The following is a 23,725-nucleotide window of genomic DNA, read 5'->3' on the forward strand; positions in this document are numbered from 1 at the left end:
CGAGAACGGCCGTTTCAGTATCCGCGCCGACGCGCGTGCTCCCAGCGCCGGGGCCGGGCCGGTCGTGGTGGGCGATGCGCGCCTGCGCCTTGAAGGCGAAGGCCCGCCGGACGCGTTTGAAGGCCGCTGGCTGTTGACCGGTCAGGCGGCGACCGGACCGGTCGATATAGGCGGCAATGCCTCCCGCACGGGCGAGCGGGCCGAGCTGACGGGTATTGAAGGCCGGTTTGGCGGGTTCAATTTCACGGGCGGGCTGGTCGCAGAGGGCGAAACCATCGCAGGCGATCTTGGTGCCGTTCCGGTAAACGGGTTCGGGTCAGCCGAGATTGCCTTCCGCGTGGCAGACGGCGCGCTCAATGCGCGTATCCGCGCAGAAGACATGGTTGGCGAAGACCTGACCTATCTGGATGCGCTTGCCTTTGATGCCAGCGGGCCGTTTGACGCGATCACCTACTCGCTGACGGCAGAAGGAGCGTATGGCGCCCGGGCGCAATTGTCTGCCAATGGCCGGTTCACCTCAGGTGAGGATGGGGGCGAGCTGACCCTCGCACTGGACGGCCGCTATGGCGGTGTGCCGATTGCCACTCGCCAGCCGGCAAGCGTGCAGTTCGGCAATGACCGGCTGTCCGGTCAGCTGGCCTTGAGCCTCGGTGACGGCCGGCTGGATCTTCGCCTGGACCAGCAGGGAGAGACCATCGAGGCCGATCTCGACGCCTCGGCCATCCCGGCCATGCTGCTGAGCTATCCTTCAGGGCGCGAGCCGGTTACCGGCGCACTTTCAGGAGAGGCGCGCCTGACCCGCACGGGCGGCGCCTGGCAAGGCACAGCAGAGCTCAGTGCAGACCGGCTTTCACCGCCCGAAGGTCAGGTGCCGGACGGGTCAGACATCGCGGTCAATGCGCTGATTACCGCCCGCCTCGACGGGACAGGGCTGCGCATCGACGCGAGCGCCGATGGCTCCGGCCTTGATGCCAGCGCCGATCTGCAATGGCTGTCCGGTCCGGTGACCGGCGCAGGCAGCCTTACCGCGAGCGAGACGGGCCTTGCCGGCGAGGCGCGGGTGCAGGGTGAGATCGCGACACTGGCCGCCTTCCGCCTTGCCGAGGGCCAGAGCTTGTCGGGTGCAGCGCAGGTCAATGCCCGGCTGGGAGGCACGGTCGGCGCGCCCGATTTTGGGGGCAGCCTTGCCCTGAACGGGGCGCGTTTTGACGATCCGGCGCTGGGCATTTCGGTCCGCGATCTGACGCTCAATGCCCGCTTTGCACGCGACCGGCTGGAGATTGAAAGCCTGACAGCGAGCAGTGCGGACGGCGGCGAGCTTTCAGGCAGCGGGACCTTGAGCCTTGCCGATGCCCGCATTACGGGTCGCTCGGAGCTGGAATTCAGCGACTTCCTGATCGTCGAACGCCCGGAACTGACGGCGGTCGGCGGCGGGAATATCGTCATCAATATCGAACAGAACCGTATCGAGGTGTCCGGCGAGACGCGCCTTGCCCGCGCCGAAGTGCGCCCGCCCGAAGCCAGCCGCCCGGCCATCGCGACGGTGGAGGTGTCCCACGTCAATGCCGCAGGTGCCCGCGCCGAAATGGCGCCGATGCGCCAGGGCCCGGACATCGTTCTCAATTACCGCATTTACGCACCGGGGCGCATTTTCGTGCGCGGACCCCAGTTCGATTCCGAGTGGTCGATGGATGTCACCGCACGCGGGTTGATGGACGCGGTCAGGCTTTCGGGCCGGGCGACGCTGCTCCGGGGGCGCGCGGACCTTCTGGGGCGGCCCTTCGAGATGCGCTCCGGCTCCATCGTGTTCGCCGGCAATCCGATGGATGCCGCGATCAATCTGGTGGCCGAGCGGCAGGCCCGGGACATCACGGCCGAAATCCGGGTCGGGGGCCGTGTCAGCTCCCCGGAGATTACGCTCGCCTCCAATCCCAGCCTGCCGCAAGACGAGATCGCCTCACGCCTGCTTTTCGATCAGGGAGCGGGTCAACTCAGCGGCATCCAGGCCGCGCAGCTGGCCGGAGCGGTGGCAAGCCTCTCCTCAGGGGGCGGTTTTGATCCATTCGGTGCCCTGCGCTCCGGGCTCGGTCTTGACCAGCTGGCCGTCAGCTCGACCGCAACGGGTGAAACCGTGGTCGCAGGCGGTCGCTACCTCACCGAAGATGTGTATCTGGAAGTGGAATCCGGTGGCGGCTCTGCGGCTGCCTCCACCCGCATTGAATGGGCGCTGACCCAGAACGTCACCTTGCTGTCCCGCATTGCGCCTGACGGGGAAAGCGGTGTTGCCCTGACCTGGCGGCGCGAATACGACTAGGTGCGCTCAGGGCGCACCGCGCGCGCCCTGAACTACCCCGTCCGGGTTATCGGCAGGCAGCATGGCGGTGTCTTCAGCGGCTTCGACCGTGTCGCTGCCAAAGATTTGCTGGCGGATATCGGGGAGGGCGCCGGTTGCCATGAAGGGCAGGGCAAGCGCCATGATCACGGAGACAGCAAGGCCAAGTCCGGCGCGGGCAATGTCGGTTGCCACATCGAACATGGCTTCACCCTTCGAGCGCAGGGACGCGACATAGGTGATGGCGATCTCGCGCCCGGCCAGCAGGCCGAGGAACACCCAGGTCGTGCTCATCGGGACGTCATTGAGTTCCTTGAAGTAGAGCAGGACGAAAGCGTAGATCAGGTCGACAAAGGTGGCAGAGCGCGGATCGACCGTATTTGTCTTTGTAAGGACGATTTTCTGTATCTCGCCGCCGCGGCTGGCGAAGATGATGCCGTGAAGGGCGACCATCAGCACGGTCGCAAACACGATCAGCCCGAGCGAGAACGTCACCTGCACCGAGCCGTCGGCGGCCGTGACCGTCTCGCGCGGCAGGAAGATGAAGATGTTGGCGAGGTCCTGCATCAGCCACTGCGCCCACAGGAAGGCGGTGGAGCACCACTGGGCAACAAACCAGATCGGCGAGATGGGCTGGCCGCGCGTACGGGCCACCCAGCGCTCGAACAGACGCGCAATGACCAGGAAGACCACTGCGCCAGCGGCAAAGGCCACCAGATAGCCGGCAAAGCTCTTCAGCAGCATGGACCCAAGCACGCCCTCGGTGGCAGCGCCACCGGTCAGCGTGAAAATCGTCAGTACAAGGAAGGTCGTGGAGACCGGAATCCCGAAACGGGTGAGGACAAGCAGCACCAGAGGCGGCAGGATATGCCACCATTGAATGCCGGTTTCGGGGAAGGGAATGCGGTTCAACCGTCCGAACGCAATGTCACCGTCATAGGCAAACCAGCCATAGATCATGACCGCGACAATGATCGATGAGGCGAATGCCCACAGGAGCAGCCAGGGCCGCTTGGCGTTCGAGGAGAGAAAGGTGCCGAGCGTCTGAATGACGTCGTTGGCGACAATCGCATAGGACGCGAAGACAAATCCTACGAGCGCCAGCAGCGGCACACCCAGTATGACCAAGTCCATGCACCAGACCCTTTTCGGGACCCATCCCGTCTTGCGCGGCACATAGTGCAGTTTGATCTTCAGTGCAAAGAAATCCCGGCTTTCAGGCCAATTGGGCCCTGAATCTTCATCAAAGTGTCACGAAGCGCGGGCGGCAAAAAATTATGAGCCGCGCCCGTTGCAGAGGCACCGGAGGCGCGCTATATCGTCAAAACCGTCCAGACGGTATAGATGCGCTGCACAATCAGCTCCCCCGGCCTCGTTGCACTGCAACATGCCGTCTGGACGGACGTCCCGACCCGCCTTGCCTGAGTTGAGTTCATGGCCAATACCGAAGCGAAGACACCCAGAAGTTCCGCGCGCGACGTCATCCTCGACGCCGCCGAGCGCGTTGTTGAACGCGATGGCGCAGGCCGCCTCACGATTGATGCGGTCGTGCGCGAGAGCGGCTTCTCCAAGGGCGGGGTGCTTTACAACTTCCCCTCCAAGCTGGAGCTGATCAAGGGCATGGTGGCGCGCATTGTCGACGCCGTGCACTACGACATGGAGCAGGCGCGCAAGGATGCGCGCGCCGCTGGCCGCTCGGAACTCTCCGCACTGATTCAGGTTGCCTGCGAGAAGGAACCGCACAGCCAGTCCTTAATGATGGGGCTTCTGGCGGCCGCTGCGGAACATCCCGAGCTGCTCGATCCGGTTCGCGGCCTGATGTCGCGCCTGCGCGAGGAGCTGGTGGAAAGCACCGCCGATCCGGACATGGCGCGCATCGTCTTTCTGGCCGTGGACGGCCTGCATTTTGCCGACCTGCTCGGCATGGATTTTCTCTCACCGGATGAACGGGCCCGCGTAGAGGCCCGGTTGGTCGAAATGATAACGGAGCCCAAGTGATGAAAGCCCGCCTCCCCATCGCTGTCCTTCTGGCTGCCAGCGTGCTGGGCGCCTGCTCGGACGTTGCCGCAACACCTGAAGAGACCTTGCGCACCGCCCGTATCGAGACGGTCGCGGCGCCGGCCAACCTTGCCCAGAGGGAATTCGTCGGGCGCGTCGAAGCGCGCTACACCGTCGATCTCGCCTTTCAGGTTTCGGGCCGGCTTGCCGAATTTGCCATTCCCGAAGGCCAGATGGTCGAGGAAGGCACGCTGATCGCCCGTCTGGAAGATCAGGACTATGAGCGCGCCTTGCGCGAAGCGCGTGTGCAGATGCAACAGGCGCGCACCAATCTGGAGCGTCAGCAGACCCTGCATGAGCGCGGCATTGCATCCGATGCCGCCCTTGAAGATGCGCGCACGGCCTATGAATTGCGCTCTGTCGCGCTCGACACGATGCGCCAGAATCTCGACTACGCGACGATCGAGGCGCCGTTCACCGGACTTCTGAGCCGCCGCCTCGCCGACAATTTCACGACGCTGAGCGCCGGTCAGCCTGTCGCCCGCCTGCAGGACCTCTCCGAATTGCGTGTTGCCATTGCCGTACCGGAAAATCTGATTGCGACGCTGGAACAGCCGGGCAGCTATTCGATCAGCGCGCGCTTTCCCTTCATTCCCAACCGCGACTTCCCGCTGGAATTCCGTGAACTGATTGCCGAGGCGGATGCCGCCTCGCAGACCTACAAGGTCATGTTCGCCCTGCCGGACGACCTGCCGGGCAATATCCTGCCGGGCATGACGGTGAATGTGCGCGTGCAACTGGATCAGGACCAGATGCCGGGCGGCGATGCGGTCCGGGTGCCGGTAACGGCGCTGGCCTCCACCCCCGACGGCAGCTTCCGGCTGTGGGTCTACGACCCTGCTACCAGCGAGGTAGAGCCTCGGGTGGTGCGTACCGGCAGCGTCGAAGGCAATAGCGTCCTCGTTTTCGAGGGCGTCAGCGCGGGCGAACAGATCGTCACGGCAGGCGTCAATGCGCTGCGCGAAGGCATGCGTGTCCGCCCGATGTCGGGAACGGGCAGTGTCGCCAGCAATGAGGCCACGCGCTAGCGGCGCATCCTGCGGGAGCATTTCATGACAGACACCTCCACGCCCGCGCAGGACGAACCTGCGCGCACCGATGACGCGTTCAATCTGGCGCGCATTTCCATCGAGCGGCCGGTTATCAGCTGGCTGATCATCCTTGCCTGTCTGCTGGGCGGGATCTGGGGTTTCAACACGGTCGGCCAGCTGGAAGATCCGGACTTCACCATCAAGGAAGCCATCATTTTCACCCCCTATCCCGGCGCTACCGCCGAGGAGGTGGAAGCGGAGGTGACCGAATTGCTGGAAGCGGCCATCCAGCAGATGGGCCAGCTGCGCATGGTGACGTCAAAGTCCATGCCCGGCATGTCGGAAATCCAGGTATCCATCCGCGACGATATTCTGGGCCACCAGCTGCCGCAGGTGTGGGACGAGCTTCGAAAGCGGGTTCGCGATGCTTCGGCCGGACTGCCGCCCGGCGTCGGCCAGCCGCAGGTGGTCGATGATTTTGCCGACGTGTACGGCATTCTCTATGCGGTCACGGCGCCCGGCTATTCTGACCGGGAAACGCGTGACATGGCGCGCAATCTGCGCCGCGAGCTTCTGGTTGTACCCGGCGTTTCGCGCGTTGAAGTAGCCGGTCTTCCCGACGAGCGCATCTATATCGAGATCGCTCAGGAGCAGCTGGCAAGGCTGGGCCTGCCTTTCGATGCCGTCCTGCAGGCGGTGAGCAACGAAAACGCAGTCGTTCAGGCCGGTGAGACGCCAGCGGGCGACCGCCTCCTGCAGATCACCGTTCCCCAGCGCGTGGACGGTGTCACGGCACTGGAAAACATCCTGATCAATCCGCGCGAGTCTGGCGGCATTCTCCGCCTGTCCGACATTGCGACCGTTACCCGCGCGCCGCTGGAGCGGGAGGATTTCTACGCCTATCACAATGGCGAGCGGGTCTTCACGCTGGGCATCGCCGCCTTGCCTGACGAGAACATTGTCGAGGTCGGCGCCCGGGTCGAGGCGAGACTGGCACAGCTGGAAGCGGACCTTCCCGTCGGCGTGGTCCTCAATCCGATCTACGAGCAGCACGTGGTCGTCGATCAGGCCATCAATGGCTTCCTGGTCAATCTGGCCCTGTCGCTCGGCATCGTCATCGTGATGCTGTGCGTCTTCATGGGCTGGCGCGCCGGCGTCACGGTGGGCGCAACGCTGCTCCTCACCGTGCTCGGCACACTTTTCTTCATGGCGATCTTCGACATCACCATGCAGCGCATCTCGCTGGGCGCGCTGATCATCGCCATGGGCATGCTGGTCGACAACGCCATCGTGGTGACCGAGAGCATGCAGATCGACGTGCAGCGCGGCGTGCGCCGGCAGATTGCGGCCGAACGTGCGGTGAAAACCACGCAATTCCCGCTGCTGGGGGCAACAATCATCGGCATCATGGCCTTTTCCGGCATCGGGCTGTCGCAGGATTCCACCGGCGAGTTCATGTTCTCCATGTTTGCCGTGATCGGGATTTCGCTGGGCCTGTCCTGGGTCCTGGCCATCACCGTATCGCCAATGATCGCCTATGCGCTTTTCAAGTCGGAACGCGGCTCGAAGCCCAACCCGTATGGCGGGCGGACCTATTCGGTCTACCGGGCGATCCTGACCGGCGCGCTGCGCCGCCGCTGGCTTGCGCTGATGGCGCTGATCGCCATCACGTTCGCGAGCTTCTGGGGTTTCGGTTTTGTCCGCGCCGCCTTCTTCCCGGACTCCGATACCCCGATCTTCTATGTGAACATGGAGCTGCCCCAGGGCACCGATATCCTTGCAACCGACAGGGCCGTGCGAACCGCCGCGGGCTTCGTGCTGGTCCAGCCGGAAACCGATGCTGTAACGACTTTCATCGGGCGTGGTGGCACGCGCTTCATGCTGACCTATTCGTCCGAGCAGCCAAACTCCGCATACGGACAGCTTGTCGTGCGCGCGAGTTCGGTAGATGTGATCCCGGAACTCTCCGAGCGTATCGTCAGCCATATCCGCGAGACCCTTCCCGATGCCGAAGTGCGCGCCGAGCGCATCGTGTTCGGACCGCCCGCCGGTGCACGCCTTGAGGCGCGCTTCTCCGGCCCGGATGCCGATATGCTCCGCCAGCTCGGCGAGGAGGCCGTAGCCCGACTGAGCGAAACCGGAAACCTGCAGGACATCCGCCATAGCTGGCGCAATCGGGAGCTGGTTCTCGAGCCCGTCATCTCAACCGACCGCGCCCGCGCAACAGGCGTCACCCGCGAGGATATCGGCGAGACGTTGCGCTTTGCGACCGAGGGCACGAATGTCGGCCTCTACCGCGAAGGCGATCTTCTGATTCCGATCATCGCCCGCGCGCCCGGGGACGAGCGCAACAATCCTTATGCGCTGGAAGACCGGCTGATCTGGAGCCCGTCGCAGAATACCTATGTGCCGATCACGCAGGCGGTGGAAAGTTTCGAGCTGGTCGCCCGCGACACGCTGATCCGGCGGCGCGACCGGGTGCGCACCCTGACAGTGCAGGCCAACCCGCCGGAGGGCGAGACGGCGGCTTCGGCCTTCACCCGCTTCTCCGGTGTCATCAATTCCATAGACCTGCCGCGCGGCTATTCGGTGGAATGGGGCGGCGAGATCGAGGCCAATGAGGATGCTAATGAATCCCTCGGACGCGTCCTGCCCTTGAGCCTCATCGTGATGCTGGTGGTCAGCTTCCTGCTGTTTCAGAAGGTGCGCCAGCCGCTCATCATCTGGGCCATCGTGCCGATGAGCATTTGCGGGGTCACGGCCGGCCTGTTGCTGACCAATATTGCCTTCTCGTTCACGGCGCTTCTGGGCTTCCTGTCCCTGTCGGGCATGCTGATCAAGAACGCGATCGTGCTGGTCGACGAGCTGGACCAGCGCCTGGCGGCGGGCGATGAACCCTTCGAAGCGGTACGCGAAGGCTCGGTCAGCCGCCTGCGGCCGGTCTTCCTGGCCTCGGCCACCACGATCCTTAGCATGTTGCCACTGATCGCGGACGCCTTCTTCCAGGGCATGGCGGTGACGATCATTGGCGGCCTCGCCTTTGCCACCGTGCTTACCCTCGTGGCCGCGCCGGTGCTCTACGCCCTGTTCTTCGGCATCAGGGCGCCCAAGGCAGCCGGCGCGCAGAAAGGTTAACGTATCATCAAGGCAATCAGCGCGTGATGGCGGGAAGGCCGTATAGGATTCCCGCCATGCTGATTACCAGCCGCGACAGACTGGAGCCTCGCGCAGGCGAGCGTGCCTATGCCTTGCGCATAAGCCTTCCAGAGCGGCGGGACGCTGCGCGCGATGGCGATCTGGCCGAGCATATCGACAGCTTCGTACGCCTGTATCTGACGCGGTTTGATTCGACGGTTATCCGGGCGTCGCGCACCGCTCCCTTGCGCTGGACGCTGGTTTCCGGCTCGAAGCGGATCGACGAGGTGGAGAAGGCACGCGCCGAGCTGGAAACGACCCTGTTCGGGAACAGCAAGGATAACAGCAGCGGCCAGGCCATTCTGGTCGAGCTTCCCATCGAGGACGATGCAGGCGAGTACGTGCCCGCGACCCAGATTGGCGAGGAAACGCATACCGCGACCGGCCTTGAGGAATTTGTGCAGGATGAGGCAGGCCCTGCAGGTCCTGAAACGACCTTGCGCGACGAGATTGCCGCCTTCCGGGCCGACATGCGCGAGATAGCCGCAAGCCTTTCCGGCCCGGACATCCACCAGGCACTCGACAGCTTCCGCACAGACCTCTCTGCACTGGCAGAACGCATGGAAGGCGGGATGCAAGAGGCCGCACAGCGCGTCGAAGGCGCGGCTGAGCGCCTGGACGGTATCGCCTCACGCCTGCCCGATGCCGACCGGCTGGAGCTGGCCCTTACCCGCAATGATGCGTCTGCTGCGATCATATCGAGCGGACTTCATGAAAGTCTGCGCCTGCTGCTCAAGGCGGTGGAAGGGCTTGAGCGGGAAACGGCGGCGCGGCGCGCAGAGGGCGGCGCCAGCGGCGCAGGCTTCGGCCGCGCGGCGGCCTGATCTCATTTTTCTCTTCAACATTACGCCGAAGTAATGTTAGCCTCCTCCTCGAATGGGGTCTGGGGAGGCAACCATGCGCTATGTATTCGGTTTTCTGGCAGCGGCCGTAATCCTGGGTGGCTGGACCGTGTGTCCGGTCAGCGTGCAGGATCAGGTGACCCGCACCGTCACACCGGACGCGCAAACCGTCGAGGAAATCCGGGCCGGTGCGGAGGTGATTGCCGCCGCACTGGCTTTCCGGTCACCGGACCTCGATGGGGAAGACGAAGCGCCTGTCCGCCGCTAACAGGCGCGGCACTCCCTGTCATCGCCTAATTCCTAGACCGCGCTGTCATAGCGCGTGTCGTCTTCTTCCTCGTCATCGCCCTCATCCCGGCCCGGCGCCTTGCGGCCCGGAGGCCAGGGAAAGAGCGCGCTGGTACGCGCCGCATAGGCCTCATAGCCCGGACGGGATTTGCGCATGCCCTTTTCCAGAAGCGGCACGCCGGACCAGCGCATCAGCGTGAAGGTGAGGAAAGCCGGGCCGATAAAGGACCAGATGCCAAGCGCGGTCTCCGCCGCGATCAGCCAGATACCCCACCAGGTGCAGATATCACCAAAATAATTGGGATGGCGCGACCAGGCCCACAGACCCTGATCCATGACCTTTCCGGCATTGGCGGGGTCTTCCTTGAAGCGGGAAAGCTGCCAGTCGGCAATCGACTCGTAGGCAATCCCGAACACCGCCAGCGCAAAGCCGAACAGGGCCAGAATGCCAAACCCCGCCGGAACGGCGTTGATCTGGCCCAGCTGGACCGGCAGGCAGGTGATGAAGAGCAGCAGCGCCTGCGGTCCGAAAACAGCCAGACCCGTAGCCTTGTCATAGCCCCAGCCCCGCTTTTCCTGCAGACCGGCAAGCAGGGATTTGTAGCGCCGGTCAGGCCCTTCCCGGCCCCAGCGATGGAAGAGGTGCAAGCCCAGGCGCATGCCCCAGGCGGTGGTCAGGCCCACCAGCACCAGCTTTCGCTCCAGCCAGCCATCGGCCATGAGGAAGGTCGTGAAGGCGAGTATGACCATGCCGAACGCCCAGAACGCATCGACAAAGCTTGGATCCTGTATCCTGCGGCTCCACAGCCAGAGGCCGCCGAACACGGCACAGATCACGAGCAGGTTGACGAGCAGAATGACGGCCAGTGGCATGGGCAGACCTCGCAGCGGCGTTGGCTTCGGCTACGAAACCTAGCGCGCGCTGCGAGGAAGGGCGAGGGGCCTGTATGGATTAATCACGCACCAGCCAGCGCCAGCCTGCCATGCCGGCGAGCATGGCTCCGGCAAAGATGACTACCGGCATCGCCCCTGTACCCAGCGCTGTCAGGGCCGGGCCGGGGCAGAGACCGACCAGCCCCCAGCCAATACCGAACATGATCGCGCCGCCCACCAGGCGGGCATCGAGACGGGTGGCCGTGGGCAGGCTGAAGCGTTCGGCAAAGAAGGGCCCGGAGCGGCGCAGGACAAGGCGATAGCCGACGAACACGGTTGCCGCCGCACCCATCATGACGAAGGCAAGGCTGGGGTCCCACTGGCCGGCAATGTCGAGGAAGTTGAGCACCTTGGCCGGGTTCACCATGCCGGAAACGACAAGGCCGAGGCCAAAGACGAGACCGGCGGCAAGGGCTGAGAGAATGGCTTTCATGGCGAGCTTCCTAGACCAGATGACGGGTGATGAAGACGGTTGCGAGTGCCGCCGCCATGAAGATCAGCGTTGCAACAAGCGAACGCGGCGAGAGGCGGGCCAGCCCGCATACGCCGTGCCCGGAAGTGCAGCCCGATCCGATCTGCGTGCCCACCCCTACAATGAGGCCGGCCAGCGCCAGCATGGGCCAGCTCGGGGTGACGCTAACCTGCGGCATGGCGCCAGTAAGGGCGAACCAGAGCACGGGCGCGAGCACCAGACCTGCCACGAAGGCAAGACGCCAGAACCGGTCCAGACCGCTGAAAGGCGCCGGACCGACCAGTCCACCGACGATACCTGCAATCCCGGCAATGCGGCCATTGAAGGCCATCAGCATGACGGCAGACAGACCGATCAGCACGCCGCCGGCAAGGCTGGCCAGCGGGGTGAAAGGGGTGGGCATTTCCATGTTTTCGTTCTTTCCTGTGAGAGTGCCGGAAGCCGACACTTGTCATTTATCAAAAATGATATATGTATGAGTTCAACGCAAGCCCCGCCGTGATGATTTTTCTGACGGGGCAGGAATATGGAGCCGGGCCATGCAGGCAGGTCTTGATCTTGAAATGGTACGCGCCCGCGCCGACGAGGTGGCAGGGCTGCTGAAACTGCTCTCCCATCCGAACCGCCTGCTGGTGACCTGCGAGCTGGCAGATGGCGAATTGTCCGTCTCCGAGATTGAATCGCGCACGGGCGTCGCTCAGCCAAACCTGTCGAGAGACCTCGCCCGCCTGCGCGCCGAAGGCATTGTCTCGACGCGGCGCCAGTCCAAACAGATTTTCTATTCGCTCAAAGACCCCCGCATCCTCGCTGTCATGCGCGCCCTGTGTGATGCCTTCGCGCCGGTGGGAGATGCGGCCCACACCCCGAAGAAGGAGCTTGTCTGATGACCGGCAAACCGCATGTGAAAGCCTTTTTCGACGAGCCGACCAACACGGTCAGCTATGTCGTGTCCGACCCTGCCACGAAGAAAGCCGCAATCGTCGATTCCGTGCTCGATTATGATCCCAAATCGGGCCGCACCTCGCGCGCTGGCGCCGATGCGATCATCGCGTTCGTGAAGGAACAGGGCTTTGAAGTCGAGTGGCTTCTGGAAACCCATGTCCATGCCGACCATCTGTCTGCCGCGCCCTATCTGAAAGAAAAAATTGGCGGCACGCTGGCCATCGGATCCAACATCCGCACCGTGCAGGACGTGTTCGGCAAGGTCTTCAATGCCGGGACCGAGTTCCAGCGCGACGGCTCGCAATTCGACCGCCTGTTCGAGGACGGCGAGACCTTCCGCCTTGGCAGCCTGGAGGCCAGCGCCATCCACACGCCCGGCCATACGCCTGCCTGCATGACCTATGTCATCGGCGATGCAGCCTTTGTCGGCGACACGCTCTTCATGCCCGATTACGGCACCGCGCGGTGTGATTTTCCCGGCGGGGATGCAGCCATGCTCTATCGGTCGATCCGGAAAATCTTCGCGCTGCCGGACGAGACCCGCATGTTCCTGTGTCACGACTATAAGGCCAAGGGGCGCGACGAATATGCTTGGGAAACCACGGTTGGCGCCCAGAAAGCCGGCAATATCCACGTCCACGAAGGCGTTTCGGAAGATGAGTTCGTGAAGATGCGCACCGCGCGGGACGCCACGCTGGCCATGCCGACCCTGATCCTGCCGAGCGTTCAGGTGAACATGCGCGCCGGGCACATGCCGCCCGCCGAGGACAACGGTGTCACCTATCTGAAAATCCCGCTCGACGCGCTCTAGAGGATCATTTCCGCCATGCCCCACAAGACCCTCACCCCAAGCCTCGCGGTCGCCGGACAGCTCAGCGCCGAGGCCATCAGCGCGCTCGCCGATGAAGGGTTTACTACCGTCATCTGCAACCGGCCGGACGGCGAGGAGCCGGGCCAGCCACCGCTCGCAACCCTCCGGGCCGCCGCGCGCGAAGCCGGGCTTGCCTTCCACCACATCCCGGTCTCTGGCGGGCAGTTCCCCGAAAGCGCCATCGCGGCGTTCGGCGAAGTCCTTGAACAGGCCGATGGCAAGGTGATGGCCTATTGCCGCTCCGGCACCCGCTCGACCTGCCTGTGGGCGCTGTCACAGGCGCAAAAGAGCGAGCCAGCGGAGCTGATCGAGGCGGGCGCACAGGCAGGCTACGATCTGTCGGGACTGGCCCCGGCACTGGTTGCGCGCCATGGCGCGAACGGCTGACAACAAGAACAACGAGAACAGGACAACAGGGGAGGGCAGCATGACCCGGTCATCGCAGGACGTGGACTTTGATGTCCTCATCATCGGTGCAGGCGCCGCAGGGCTAGCCGTCGCGGCCAATCTGGCGCGCCGTGCGCCGGGCTTGCGCACCGCGCTCATCGACCCGGCACAGGAGCATTTCTACCAGCCCGGCTGGACGTTGGTCGGCAACGGTGTCTTCACCCATGCCCAGACCCGGCGGACAATGAAGTCGCTGATTCCGTCCGGGGTCGAATGGATTGCCAAGGCGGCGGCCAGCTTCGATCCGGACGAACGGACCGTCACGCTCGAGGATGGAAATGTGCTCCGCTATGAGCGCCTTGTTGTGTGTCCGGGCCTGAAACTGGACTGGGACGCGGTCGAGGGCCTGCGTGAGGCTCTGGGCAAGAATGGCGTCACGTCCAACTACATGCCCGGCATGGCCGAATACACCTGGTCGCTGGTCCAGTCGCTGAAATCAGGAAAAGCGCTCTTCACCCAGCCGCCAATGCCCATCAAGTGCGCAGGTGCGCCGCAAAAGGCGATGTATCTCTCCGCCGATGCATGGAAGCGCGCCGGCAACCTCAGCCAGATCGACATTGCCTTCCATAATGCAGGCCCGGCCCTTTTCGGCGTGGGCGATTATGTACCCGCGCTCATGGAGTACGTGAGAGACTATGCGATTTCGCTGAATTTCGGCTCGCGCCTGGTATCGATTGATGGACCAGGCAAGACGGCAGTCTTCATGCAGAAGGCAACAGACGGTTCGGAGACACCGGTCAGCCTCGCCTTCGACATGATCCATGTGTGTCCGCCGCAGACCGCCCCGGATTTCATCCGGAAAAGCCCGCTCGCCAACGCAGACGGCTGGGTGGAGGTCTCGCCAGAGACCCTCCAACATGCCCGCTTTGCCGATATTTTTGCGCTGGGTGATGCCTGCTCGGCGCCCAACGCCAAGACCGCAGCCGCAGCACGCGCGCAGGTGCCGGTCGTGGTCGACAATCTTCTGGCCAGCCTTGAGGGCCACGCGCCGGTGCGCACCTATAACGGCTATGGCTCCTGCCCCCTGACCGTCGAGAAGGGCCGCATTGTACTGGCCGAGTTCGGTTATGGCGGAAAACTTCTTCCGACTTTCCCGCAATGGCTTATCAACGGCACCCGGCCATCGCGCCTGGCCTGGTTCCTGAAAGAACGCATCCTGCCATTTGTCTATTTCAACATCATGCTCAAGGGCCGCAACTGGCTGATCAAGTAAGCCCGTTTCCCGGCAAAGCGATCCCATGCGACTTTCCCGCTATCTGCCCATTCTGGACTGGGGCCGCACCTACCGGCGCGAGACGCTCATCAGCGACCTGATGGCGGCGCTGATCGTCACCATCATGCTGATCCCGCAATCGCTGGCCTATGCCATGCTGGCGGGCATGCCGCCAGAGACAGGGCTTTATGCCTCGATGGCGCCGCTGGTCCTCTACGCGATTTTCGGCACCGGGCGCACGCTCGCGGTCGGGCCGGTGGCGGTCATATCGCTGATGACGGCGGTCGCCGTGGGCCGTGTCGCCGATGAAGGCTCGATGGGCTATGTGACGGCAGCTCTCACGCTTGCCGTGCTGTCAGGTGTCATCCTGATGGCGATGGGCCTTTTCCGGCTCGGCTTTGTCGCCAATTTCCTGTCTCACCCGGTGATTTCCGGCTTCATCACGGCGTCGGGCCTGCTGATCGCGGCCGGGCAGATGAAGCATGTTCTGGGCACCAGCGCAGGCGGGCACACGGGCGTGGAAATCGCGGCCAGCCTCGTCTCGACGATTGGCGAGGCCAATCTCTACACGCTGGCCGTGGCAGTCCCGGCGCTCCTCTTTCTCTACTGGGCCCGAAAAGGCGCGCAGCCCTTGTTGCGCCGCCTTGGTCTCGGGCCGTTCCTCGCGGGCCTCATCGCGCGGGCTGCGCCGGTATTGTCGGTGGCCTTCTCGATCCTGGCGGTGAAGTTCCTTGACCTATCGGCTCGTGGCGTGGCGACCGTCGGTGATATTCCCGCAGGCCTGCCGCCCTTCACCCTGCCCTCGGTCGATCCATCGCTGATTTCGGCGCTGATCGGTCCGGCGCTCCTGCTGTCGGCGGTGGGCTTTGTGGAGTCGGTCTCGGTAGCGCAGACGCTGGCTGCCAAGCGCCGCCAGCGCATTGACCCCGATCAGGAACTCATCGGGCTTGGCGCGGCCAATATCGGCTCGGGCCTCTCTGGCGGGTTTCCCGTCACGGGCGGATTTGCCCGCTCGGTGGTGAACTTCGATGCCGGTGCGGAAACGCCTGCAGCGGGTGCCTTTACGGCCATCGGCATTGCGCTTGCCAGCCTCTTCCTGACGCCCCTTCTCTCCGACCTGCCGGTGGCCGTGCTTGCCGCCACGATCATCGTCGCGGTCCTGTCTCTCGCCGATTTCCCGGCGATCCGGCGCACCTGGACCTATTCGAAGAGCGATGGCGCGGCGATGATCGGCACGATACTCGCCACCCTGCTGGTGGGTGTGGAGGCGGGCATTCTGACCGGCGTCACGCTCTCCATCGGGCTGCATCTCTACAAGACCAGCCGCCCGCACAGCGCGGTCGTGGGGCTGGTGCCGGGCACCGAGCATTTCCGCAATATCGACCGCCACGCGGTCACGCTCTCGCCCGCCCTCATCACTCTCCGGGTGGATGAAAGCCTCTACTTCCCCAATGCGCGCTATCTGGAAGACCGGGTTCTGGAACTCGTCGCGGCGCAGCCGGAAGCGAAGCACTTCGTGCTGATGTGCCCAGCCATTAACGCCATTGATGCCAGCGCGCTGGAGAGCCTGGAGGTAATCAACCAGCGCCTGAAGGAGGCGGGCCTGAGCTTCAACCTCTCCGAAGTGAAAGGCCCGGTCATGGACCGGCTCAAACGCTCCGGCTTCCTCGATCACCTCAATGGCAAGGTTTACTTAAGCCAGTACGAGGCGTTCCGGGAGCTAGGCGGGTAGCGTTTTAAGGCTCGTCGTTCCCGCGCAGGCGGGAACCCAGAGCCGTCGACAACTGTCTTCGACCTACGATCTCTGGACCCCCGCCTGCGCGGGGGTGACGAAAGACGGGCAAACCAGAGCCCTACGCATCCACCTCGGCTTCGAGGGCGAACTCCTGGATGAAGTCGCGGCGCGGCTCCACCACATCGCCCATCAGCTTGGCGAAGAGGTCATCGGCCGTGTCGGCTTCCTTGACCGAAACGCGCAGAAGCGAGCGCGCGTCGGGATCGAGCGTGGTTTCCCAGAGCTGGCCAGGATTCATCTCGCCCAGACCCTTGTAGCGCTGGATCTTCATGCCCTTGGCGCCGGCGCGGATGACCGTGTCCATGAGCTGCCAGGCACCGTGGATCACCGTCTCCTCGCCCTTGCGCGAGAAGGTCAGCGGCCCTGCATAGTCGGCGGCAATCGCGCTCGCGCGCTCCGAGAGGCGCCGGGCATCGGGGCTGGCAAGAATGGTGTCGTCGAGCACGATCGACTCGGTAACGCCGCGAACCTCGCGTTTCAGGACCAGGCCGCCCTCGGGCTGAACGAGGCCCATCCAGCCATCCTCGCCCTCATCGGCAGCGCGGTTGAGCCGGGCAGCGATTTTCTCTGCCTGCTCTTGCGTCACGTCCGGATTGAGCGCGCCTTCAAGAGCGGCGGCTTCCAGCGCGAAGGCTGGCGCACGCGCGGTCAGGCGGTCAGTGGCAAGCACCACGCCGCGCGCCGATTTCACCCGTTCGGCAAGGTCGGCGCCGGTCACGGTCTCGCCGGAGGCAAGCTTCAGCGTGGCTTCGGCCGAGCCTTCCTCGATGAGTGAGGCGTCCATTTCCGGCTGGTCGGTCATGTAGCGCTCGGAGCGCCCGCGCGTCACCTTGTAGAGCGGCGGCTGGGCGATATAGAGGTGACCACGCTCGATCAGCTCGGGCATCTGCCGGTAGAAGAAGGTCAGGAGAAGCGTGCGGATATGCGCGCCGTCCACGTCGGCGTCGGTCATGATGATGACCTTGTGATAGCGCAGCTTGTTGTAGTCGATCTGGTCGCGGCCAATGCCGGTACCGAGCGCCGTGATCAGCGTGCCGACCTGCTCAGACGACAGCATCTTGTCAAAACGGGCGCGTTCCACGTTCAGGATCTTGCCGCGCAGCGGCAGCACGGCCTGGTTCTCGCGGTTGCGTCCCTGCTTGGCAGAGCCGCCGGCGGAATCACCCTCGACGATGAAAAGTTCGGACTTGGCCGGATCCTTTTCCTGGCAGTCCGCCAGCTTGCCGGGCAGGGAGGTGATGTCGAGCGCGCTCTTGCGCCGGGTCAGTTCACGCGCCTTTCGCGCCGCCTCGCGGGCGGCGGCGGCCTCGATGATTTTCGAGACGATAGCCTTGGCCTCTGACGGGTGCTCCTCGAACCATTCGGTGAGCTGCTCGAAGACCGCGCCTTCAACAGCCGGGCGCACTTCGGAGGAAACCAACTTGTCCTTGGTCTGGGAGGAGAATTTCGGGTCGGGCACCTTTACCGACAGCACGCAGGTCAGACCCTCGCGCGCATCATCGCCGGTAATGGCCACCTTGGCCTTGGAGGCAAGGCCGGAGCTGGCCGCATAATTGTTGATGATCCGCGTCAGTGCGCCGCGAAAACCGGCGAGGTGCGTGCCGCCATCGCGCTGCGGGATGTTGTTGGTGAAGCACAGCGTATTTTCGTGATAGCTGTCATTCCACTGCATGGCCGCTTCCACGGTCACGCCATCGCGCTCGCCCATGATCAGGATCGGATCGGCAAAGAGCGGGGATTTGGCGCGGTCGAGATGCTTCACGAAGGCAGCCACCCCGCCCTCATATTGCAGCACTTCCTCGAACGGTTCGCTCTCGCGCTCGTCGCGCAGGACGATGCGGACACCGGAATTGAGGAAGGCCAGCTCGCGCAGGCGGTGATGCAGGCGGGCGCGCTCAAACACGATCTCGGAAAACGTCTTGTCGGAGGGCAGGAAGCGCACCTGCGTGCCGGTCAGTGGCTTGCCATTGGCGCGCAAGGGCGCCTCGCCGGTGACGGCGAGGTCCGCGCCATCCTTCGGCTCGCCATGGATGAAGCGCATGTAGTGGGTCTTGCCATCGCGCCAGATCGTCAGGTCCAGCCATTCCGACAGAGCATTCACGACCGACACGCCCACGCCGTGCAGGCCGCCGGACACCTTGTAGGAGTTCTGGTCAAACTTACCCCCGGCATGGAGCTGGGTCATGATGACCTGTGCTGCCGAGACACCCTCGCCTTCATGGATCGCTGTCGGCACGCCGCGCCCGTCATCGGACACGCTTGCCGAACCGTCCGCATGCAGCGTGACGCGTACCTCGGTACAATGGCCGGCCAGCGCCTCGTCGATGGCGTTGTCGACTACCTCGTAGACCATGTGATGAAGGCCCGAACCGTCATCGGTATCACCGATATACATGCCGGGGCGCTTGCGTACGGCATCGAGCCCTTTGAGGACCTTGATGCTGTCCGCGCCGTATTCCTGATTCGTGTTCTCGCTCATGGGTTTTTTCTAGCTGATAGCGAGCCAGACCGCCACGCTTGCCATGATAAAAGCCGTCACCAGATCGGCGCGTGATTTCACCCCTTTTTCGAGCAGCCAGGTGCGCGCCCGCTCAGCCAGCGTGACATGGATCGCGGTGGTGAGCGCATAGAGCGCCAGCATCATCGCCACCATCACTGCATAGGTCAGCGGCGTCACCGTGGTGAGGTCAAAAAAGGCGGGCAGGAAGGCGAGATAGAAAAGGATCGCCTTGGGGTTGGTGAGCGGCATGGCAATGCCCGCGAGATAAGTCGCCCCATAGCCGGCCGTACGCTTCAGGCCGGATGTGACGGGCGCGGGCGGTTTGGGGTTGAGACCCGACTGCAATGCGCTCCAAGCCATCCAGAGGAGGATCGCCACCCCGATGATTTTGCCGATCCAGACATAGGGGCCTGCGGCTTCGGCGAGAGCCGCCAGCCCGGTTACCGCAACTGTCAGCCAGATGATGTCGCCGGTAATGATGCCCGTGCCATAGAGCCAGCCATGCACCGGCCCGGCATCAATCGTGCGCGCGACCATGGCGGCATTGCCCGGCCCCGGCGTGAAGAACAGGATGAAAAGCGCGCCGCCAAACGCGGCCAGCGATGCAAGGGTCATGGCGCGTGGATTAGCGCCGCGGCAGTACATCTCAAAGCTTGCGGGGCAGTGAGGGTGGCGAGAGCCGGTTTCGCTTTTGCGCCAGTGGCCTCTAGGGTCCGGGACCTGGTCTCAAGCGCGGGGCAGTCTTCACGGGAGGATAAAAGGCATAAAGAGATGGCTTCCCGCGCTGATCGTCGGTCTGGCGGACAGGACCGGCATGATAGATGCGGCTCTTGCGGGCGATCTGGGGGCCACAGATTGCGAAATAGTCAGCGAAGAACGGAGTTCGCTGCTTTCCCCCGGTTTTGACGGTGCAGACCGCGCGAGGCTGCGCTCCAGCTACCGCCGCTAGCAAATCAGCGGTGAACGGGATGAGCGCGCCCTCACGGCTGCCCGGAGCCTGCCGCGCGACACGGTGGCTAGCGCAGTGGCCTATCATGGCCACCTGCTGCTGACGGCCTCTGGCCCCGCCCAACCATTACTGCCGGACGGCCCGTGATGGGAACTGAACGATATCCAGATCGAACTGGTCCGGGTGGCGATCCTGGATGACGAGACCGCGCCCTGTCTCGAAGGTTGGGGAATTGGAGGGTGAAGCGCGGCACTAGAAACGGACCCAGCTCATGGGACTGCCTTCGCAGCCGTTGGCCCCAAACTCGCGATACTGGTTGTCCAGAAGCCGAACAAGCCGTGATATCTCCTGCCAATGATTGGCGATTTCGCGCCGCACGACATCAAGCGACCTTTCGGTAGATTGAATTCTCCTGTCCAACTCGCTGATCTCACGGGTCCGCGAAAACGTGTCAGCGACGGTTACGGCGGCGTCGATCACAGCAAGCGGTCTTAATCGTCCCGCCAGAGGCCGGGTAACGCCGGCGGGCGACGATTGGGCAAGCACGGCATTCATTTCAATTCGCAATCTACGTAGCTCTCCATCGAGTCGATCACGTTCCTTCTCCTTCGCTTGCATACTGGAGCGCTCTCTTGCGCGCGCACCGCTATGATCGCGAATGTTCAGGCAAACCCGCGACGGTTCTCTTTTGCCCGCTGTAATCGGCTTTTTCATTTTTTTGCCCTGCCCGTTTCCTTGTCCGACACGCCATTATGGGCCAGCATTGATGCGGTGCGGATCAGTTCCGGGCCTTACCAGCCGCTTTGCGCCATCGGGCAGTCTTAGGAGGAGAATAAAGGCGTGAGAAAATGGATGCTGGCGCTGCTTCCGGGTCTGGCCGTATCGGCATGCGGCAACCCCGCGCCCGCCGGAAGCGATGGCAGCGCATCTGCCTTCGACCCGCTCGTGGCGTGCGAGCCCTGGTTAGGCGTTGACGGTGGTTCGTTTGAAGACGGCATGCGGGGCAATGTGGCGGCGATTGATTGCTGGATCGCCAACGCCGAGAAGCGGCGTGCCGAGGGGGCGGTCGAGCCGGACCTGATTGATTTTGGCCGCTTGCGCGACGGATATTTGCGCTCCCACTGGTCAGGAGAGATATATCCTCCCGCGCTCGAAGCCGCCGCGCGCATGCCGCGTATCGAGGTGGCCAGTCAGGTGGCCCTGCACCGCTGGTCGATCCGCTTCTTCCACAATCCGGACGAGCCGCCACTGACAGGCGAGCCGTGCTGGGAGCTGGACGAAATGCAGATCACCTTTGTGCGCGCCGCCATCCCCCATGACGAGAGCGCACCCTGCCTTGAGGGCTGGGGAATCGCGGAGTGACCTGACCCCGGCTGATTGCTCCTGCCGCCAAGCGGGCCTAGTTTGCACCCCGGATATTCCAGCCCGCATTTCCAAGGACGCGCCCCATGGCCACGAACCGCCCCGTCACGAAGGATTCCCATGTCTATCTGGTGGACGGGTCGGGCTATATTTTCCGCGCCTATCACGCCTTGCCGCCGCTGACGCGCTCTGACGGCACGCCGGTCGGCGCGGTGCAGGGCTTCTGCAACATGCTGTGGAAGCTGCTGGAGGATCTGAAGGGCGACGACCAGCCGACCCATCTGGCGGTGATCTTTGACCATTCGGCCAAGACCTTCCGCAATAATCTCTACCCGCTCTACAAGGCGCACCGGCCAGAGCCGCCCGAGGATTTGCGGCCCCAGTTCGCCATCATCCGCGATGCCACCAGAGCCTTTGACCTGCCTTGCATCGAGATGGACGGGTTCGAGGCCGATGACCTGATCGCGACCTATGCCCGGCAGGCGGCAGAAAAGGGCGCGCGCGTTACCATCGCCTCGTCCGACAAAGATCTGATGCAACTGGTCAACGGCCAGATCACGCTGCTCGATCCGATGAAGTCGCGCCGCATCGGTATCGAGGAGGTTCACGAGAAATTCGGTGTCGCCCCAGACAGGGTGATCGATGTGCAGGCGCTCGCCGGCGACAGTGTGGACAATGTGCCCGGCGTGCCGGGCATCGGCATCAAGACCGCCGCCGAACTCATCAACACCTATGGGGATCTCGAGACGCTGCTGGAGCGGGCCGAAGAGATCAAACAGCCCGCCCGGCGCACAAAGCTGATCGAGAATGCGGAAAACGCCCGTATCTCCAAGGTGCTTGTCACCCTGAAGGATGATGTGGAGACCCCTGAAAGCCTGGAAGCGTTCGGGGCGGCTGACCCGGACGGGGAGACGCTCCTCGCCTTCCTGCGCTCAATGGAGTTCCGCACCATCACGCGCCGCGTCGAGGAGGCGCTGGGAGCCGGACCGGCAGACGAGACGGGCGATGCCACCGCGCCAATAGACCGGTCGGGCTATGCCTGCGTGCAGGACGCTCAGGCCCTGAAGGACTGGATCAGGCGGGCCCGCGAGGCGCGCGTCATCGCCGTCGACACCGAGACAGACGCGCTGTCGGCGACCGCGGCAGGCCTTGTCGGGATTTCGCTGGCAGTCAAGCCGGGAGAGGCTTGCTACATCCCGCTCGCCCATCTGGGCGGAGACCTGGCCGATGGCGGCGGGCGGCCCGACCAGATCGACATGGCCGAGGCCATCGGGCTCCTGAAACCGCTTCTGGAAGACACGGCCATTTTGAAGATTGGCCAGAACATCAAGTATGACCTTGCCGTGCTGGCGCGTCAGGGCATCACCATGGCCCCTGTCGACGACACCATGCTGATATCCTACGTGCAGGAGGCGGGCCTGCACGGGCACGGCATGGACGAGCTTTCCGAACTGCATCTCGGCCACAAGCCGGTGGCCTTCAAGGAAGTTGCCGGGACCGGCAAGAACCAGAAGCATTTCGGCGAAATCGACCTGAAACGCGCCACAGAGTATGCCGCCGAGGACGCCGACATCACCTTGCGTCTCTACGAGCTGTTGAAGCCGGGCCTCGCTTCGCGCGGCCTTGCCACGGTTTATGAAACGCTGGAGCGGCCCATGCCGGCAGTCCTTGCCCGCATGGAGCTCAATGGCATCAAGGTCGATGTCGCCCAGCTCTCGCGCCTGTCCTCAGAGTTTGCCCAGCGCATGGCGCAAGCCGAGGAAGAAGCGTTTGAGGCCGCAGGTACGCGCTTCAATCTCGGCAGCCCCAAACAGATCGGCGACATCATTTTCGGCCAGATGGGCCTGCCGGGTGGCAAGAAGACCAAGACCGGCGCCTGGTCGACCGATGCCAGCGTGCTTGAAGAACTGGCCAATGAAGGCCATGCCCTGCCGCGCGCGCTTCTGACCTGGCGCCAGTTTGCCAAGCTGAAATCCACCTATTCCGATGCCCTGAAAGAGGCGATCAATCCGCATACGGGCCGGGTACACACCTCCTTCTCGCTGGCAGCGACGACGACGGGGCGGCTTTCCAGCTCGGAGCCGAACCTGCAGAACATCCCGATCCGCACCGAGGAAGGCCGTCTGATCCGGGAGGCTTTCGTGGCCGAGAAAGGCCATGTGCTTGTCGCGGCGGACTACTCCCAGATCGAACTGCGATTGCTGGCCCATATTGCCGGGGTCGACGCCCTGAAAGACGCCTTCAAGGCCGGCCATGACATCCATGCCATGACCGCGTCGGAAATGTTCGGCGTGCCGCTCGACGAGATGGACCCTATGACCCGGCGCAAGGCCAAGGCCATCAATTTCGGGATCATTTACGGGATTTCCGCTTTCGGCCTCGCCAATAATCTCGGTATCGGGCGCGACGAGGCAAAGGCCTATATCGAGTCGTATTTCCAGAAATTCCCCGGCATCGGCGCCTATATGGACGCGATGAAGGAAACGGCGCGGGAC

Annotated in this window: 20 protein-coding genes; 13 read left to right on the forward strand and 7 right to left on the reverse strand. The window is 63.7% G+C overall.

The window, feature by feature from the left end:
- Positions 1 to 2,314, forward strand: a 2,314-nt coding sequence (locus ACTS2Z_RS04800; protein WP_442572087.1) for a translocation/assembly module TamB domain-containing protein, incomplete at its 5' end; no start/stop codon positions are given.
- Positions 2,315 to 2,320: 6 nt separating this feature from the next.
- Here ACTS2Z_RS04800 and ACTS2Z_RS04805 read toward each other — a convergent pair.
- The gene (locus tag ACTS2Z_RS04805) at positions 2,321 to 3,466 is read right to left on the reverse strand and encodes a hypothetical protein (RefSeq protein ID WP_442572088.1); all 1,146 of its coding nucleotides are present in this window, start codon (positions 3,464 to 3,466) and stop codon (positions 2,321 to 2,323) included.
- Between the two features lie 300 nt (positions 3,467 to 3,766).
- On the opposite strand from ACTS2Z_RS04805, the gene ACTS2Z_RS04810 reads away from it, so the two are divergent.
- The 5 genes from ACTS2Z_RS04810 to ACTS2Z_RS04830 all read left to right on the forward strand — a co-directional run bounded on the left by ACTS2Z_RS04810 (position 3,767) and on the right by ACTS2Z_RS04830 (position 9,726).
- Positions 3,767 to 4,330 (forward strand): TetR/AcrR family transcriptional regulator, encoded by a 564-nt coding sequence (locus tag ACTS2Z_RS04810; protein ID WP_442572089.1) that lies wholly within the window; start codon positions 3,767 to 3,769, stop codon positions 4,328 to 4,330.
- Entirely contained in the window at positions 4,330 to 5,418 is a 1,089-nt protein-coding gene (locus ACTS2Z_RS04815; protein WP_442572090.1) for an efflux RND transporter periplasmic adaptor subunit, read from the forward strand. Before ACTS2Z_RS04810 ends, ACTS2Z_RS04815 begins: the two co-directional genes overlap by 1 nt.
- 24 nt (positions 5,419 to 5,442) lie before the next feature.
- The gene (locus ACTS2Z_RS04820) at positions 5,443 to 8,556 is read left to right on the forward strand and encodes an efflux RND transporter permease subunit (protein ID WP_442572091.1); all 3,114 of its coding nucleotides are present in this window, start codon (positions 5,443 to 5,445) and stop codon (positions 8,554 to 8,556) included.
- 56 nt (positions 8,557 to 8,612) lie between these two features.
- Positions 8,613 to 9,440, forward strand: a complete 828-nt coding sequence (locus ACTS2Z_RS04825) for a hypothetical protein (RefSeq protein WP_442572092.1) — start codon at positions 8,613 to 8,615, stop codon at positions 9,438 to 9,440.
- A 73-nt stretch (positions 9,441 to 9,513) separates the two neighbouring features.
- Positions 9,514 to 9,726, forward strand: coding sequence for a hypothetical protein (locus ACTS2Z_RS04830; RefSeq protein ID WP_442572093.1), 213 nt, complete (start codon positions 9,514 to 9,516; stop codon positions 9,724 to 9,726).
- A gap of 32 nt (positions 9,727 to 9,758) precedes the next feature.
- Here ACTS2Z_RS04830 and ACTS2Z_RS04835 read toward each other — a convergent pair whose 3' ends face one another.
- The 3 genes from ACTS2Z_RS04835 to ACTS2Z_RS04845 form a co-directional block, all read right to left on the reverse strand.
- Positions 9,759 to 10,619, reverse strand: a complete 861-nt coding sequence (locus tag ACTS2Z_RS04835; protein ID WP_442572094.1) for a DUF1295 domain-containing protein — start codon at positions 10,617 to 10,619, stop codon at positions 9,759 to 9,761.
- Positions 10,620 to 10,698: 79 nt separating this feature from the next.
- Positions 10,699 to 11,112 (reverse strand): DUF6691 family protein, encoded by a 414-nt coding sequence (locus ACTS2Z_RS04840; protein ID WP_442572095.1) that lies wholly within the window; start codon positions 11,110 to 11,112, stop codon positions 10,699 to 10,701.
- 10 nt (positions 11,113 to 11,122) lie between these two features.
- Entirely contained in the window at positions 11,123 to 11,560 is a 438-nt protein-coding gene (locus tag ACTS2Z_RS04845) for a YeeE/YedE family protein (RefSeq protein ID WP_442572096.1), read from the reverse strand.
- A gap of 130 nt (positions 11,561 to 11,690) precedes the next feature.
- Here ACTS2Z_RS04845 and ACTS2Z_RS04850 point away from each other — a divergent pair, with 130 nt between their 5' ends.
- Genes ACTS2Z_RS04850 through ACTS2Z_RS04870 form a run of 5 tightly spaced genes read left to right on the forward strand, consistent with a single transcriptional unit; the run spans position 11,691 to position 16,356 of the window.
- On the forward strand, positions 11,691 to 12,035 hold the full coding sequence (locus ACTS2Z_RS04850) for a metalloregulator ArsR/SmtB family transcription factor (RefSeq protein ID WP_442572097.1): 345 nt from the start codon (positions 11,691 to 11,693) through the stop codon (positions 12,033 to 12,035).
- Positions 12,035 to 12,904, forward strand: a complete 870-nt coding sequence (locus ACTS2Z_RS04855; RefSeq protein WP_442572098.1) for an MBL fold metallo-hydrolase — start codon at positions 12,035 to 12,037, stop codon at positions 12,902 to 12,904. Before ACTS2Z_RS04850 ends, ACTS2Z_RS04855 begins: the two co-directional genes overlap by 1 nt.
- Before the next feature lie 15 nt (positions 12,905 to 12,919).
- Positions 12,920 to 13,351, forward strand: coding sequence for a TIGR01244 family sulfur transferase (locus ACTS2Z_RS04860; protein ID WP_442572099.1), 432 nt, complete (start codon positions 12,920 to 12,922; stop codon positions 13,349 to 13,351).
- 40 nt (positions 13,352 to 13,391) lie between these two features.
- Positions 13,392 to 14,624, forward strand: a complete 1,233-nt coding sequence (locus ACTS2Z_RS04865; protein ID WP_442572100.1) for an NAD(P)/FAD-dependent oxidoreductase — start codon at positions 13,392 to 13,394, stop codon at positions 14,622 to 14,624.
- A 25-nt stretch (positions 14,625 to 14,649) separates the two neighbouring features.
- Positions 14,650 to 16,356: a SulP family inorganic anion transporter gene (locus tag ACTS2Z_RS04870; protein ID WP_442572101.1), complete on the forward strand. Its 1,707-nt coding sequence runs from the start codon at positions 14,650 to 14,652 to the stop codon at positions 16,354 to 16,356.
- A gap of 121 nt (positions 16,357 to 16,477) precedes the next feature.
- On the opposite strand, the gene gyrB is transcribed toward ACTS2Z_RS04870, so the two are convergent.
- The 3 genes from gyrB to ACTS2Z_RS04885 form a co-directional block, all read right to left on the reverse strand.
- On the reverse strand, positions 16,478 to 18,898 hold the full coding sequence (gyrB, locus tag ACTS2Z_RS04875) for a DNA topoisomerase (ATP-hydrolyzing) subunit B (protein ID WP_442572102.1): 2,421 nt from the start codon (positions 18,896 to 18,898) through the stop codon (positions 16,478 to 16,480).
- Positions 18,899 to 18,907: 9 nt separating this feature from the next.
- Positions 18,908 to 19,534, reverse strand: a complete 627-nt coding sequence (locus ACTS2Z_RS04880) for a LysE family translocator (protein WP_442572103.1) — start codon at positions 19,532 to 19,534, stop codon at positions 18,908 to 18,910.
- A gap of 586 nt (positions 19,535 to 20,120) precedes the next feature.
- A complete protein-coding gene (locus ACTS2Z_RS04885) occupies positions 20,121 to 20,582 on the reverse strand; it encodes a hypothetical protein (protein ID WP_442572104.1) in 462 nt (153 codons plus the stop codon).
- Positions 20,583 to 20,708: 126 nt separating this feature from the next.
- Here ACTS2Z_RS04885 and ACTS2Z_RS04890 point away from each other — a divergent pair, with 126 nt between their 5' ends.
- Positions 20,709 to 21,230, forward strand: coding sequence for a hypothetical protein (locus ACTS2Z_RS04890; protein WP_442572105.1), 522 nt, complete (start codon positions 20,709 to 20,711; stop codon positions 21,228 to 21,230).
- 86 nt (positions 21,231 to 21,316) lie between these two features.
- The coding region (gene polA / locus ACTS2Z_RS04895; RefSeq protein ID WP_442572106.1) for a DNA polymerase I at positions 21,317 to 23,725 on the forward strand (2,409 nt) is incomplete at its 3' end.

The organism is Glycocaulis sp. (genome assembly GCF_052168375.1).
Classification (GTDB): domain Bacteria; phylum Pseudomonadota; class Alphaproteobacteria; order Caulobacterales; family Maricaulaceae; genus Glycocaulis.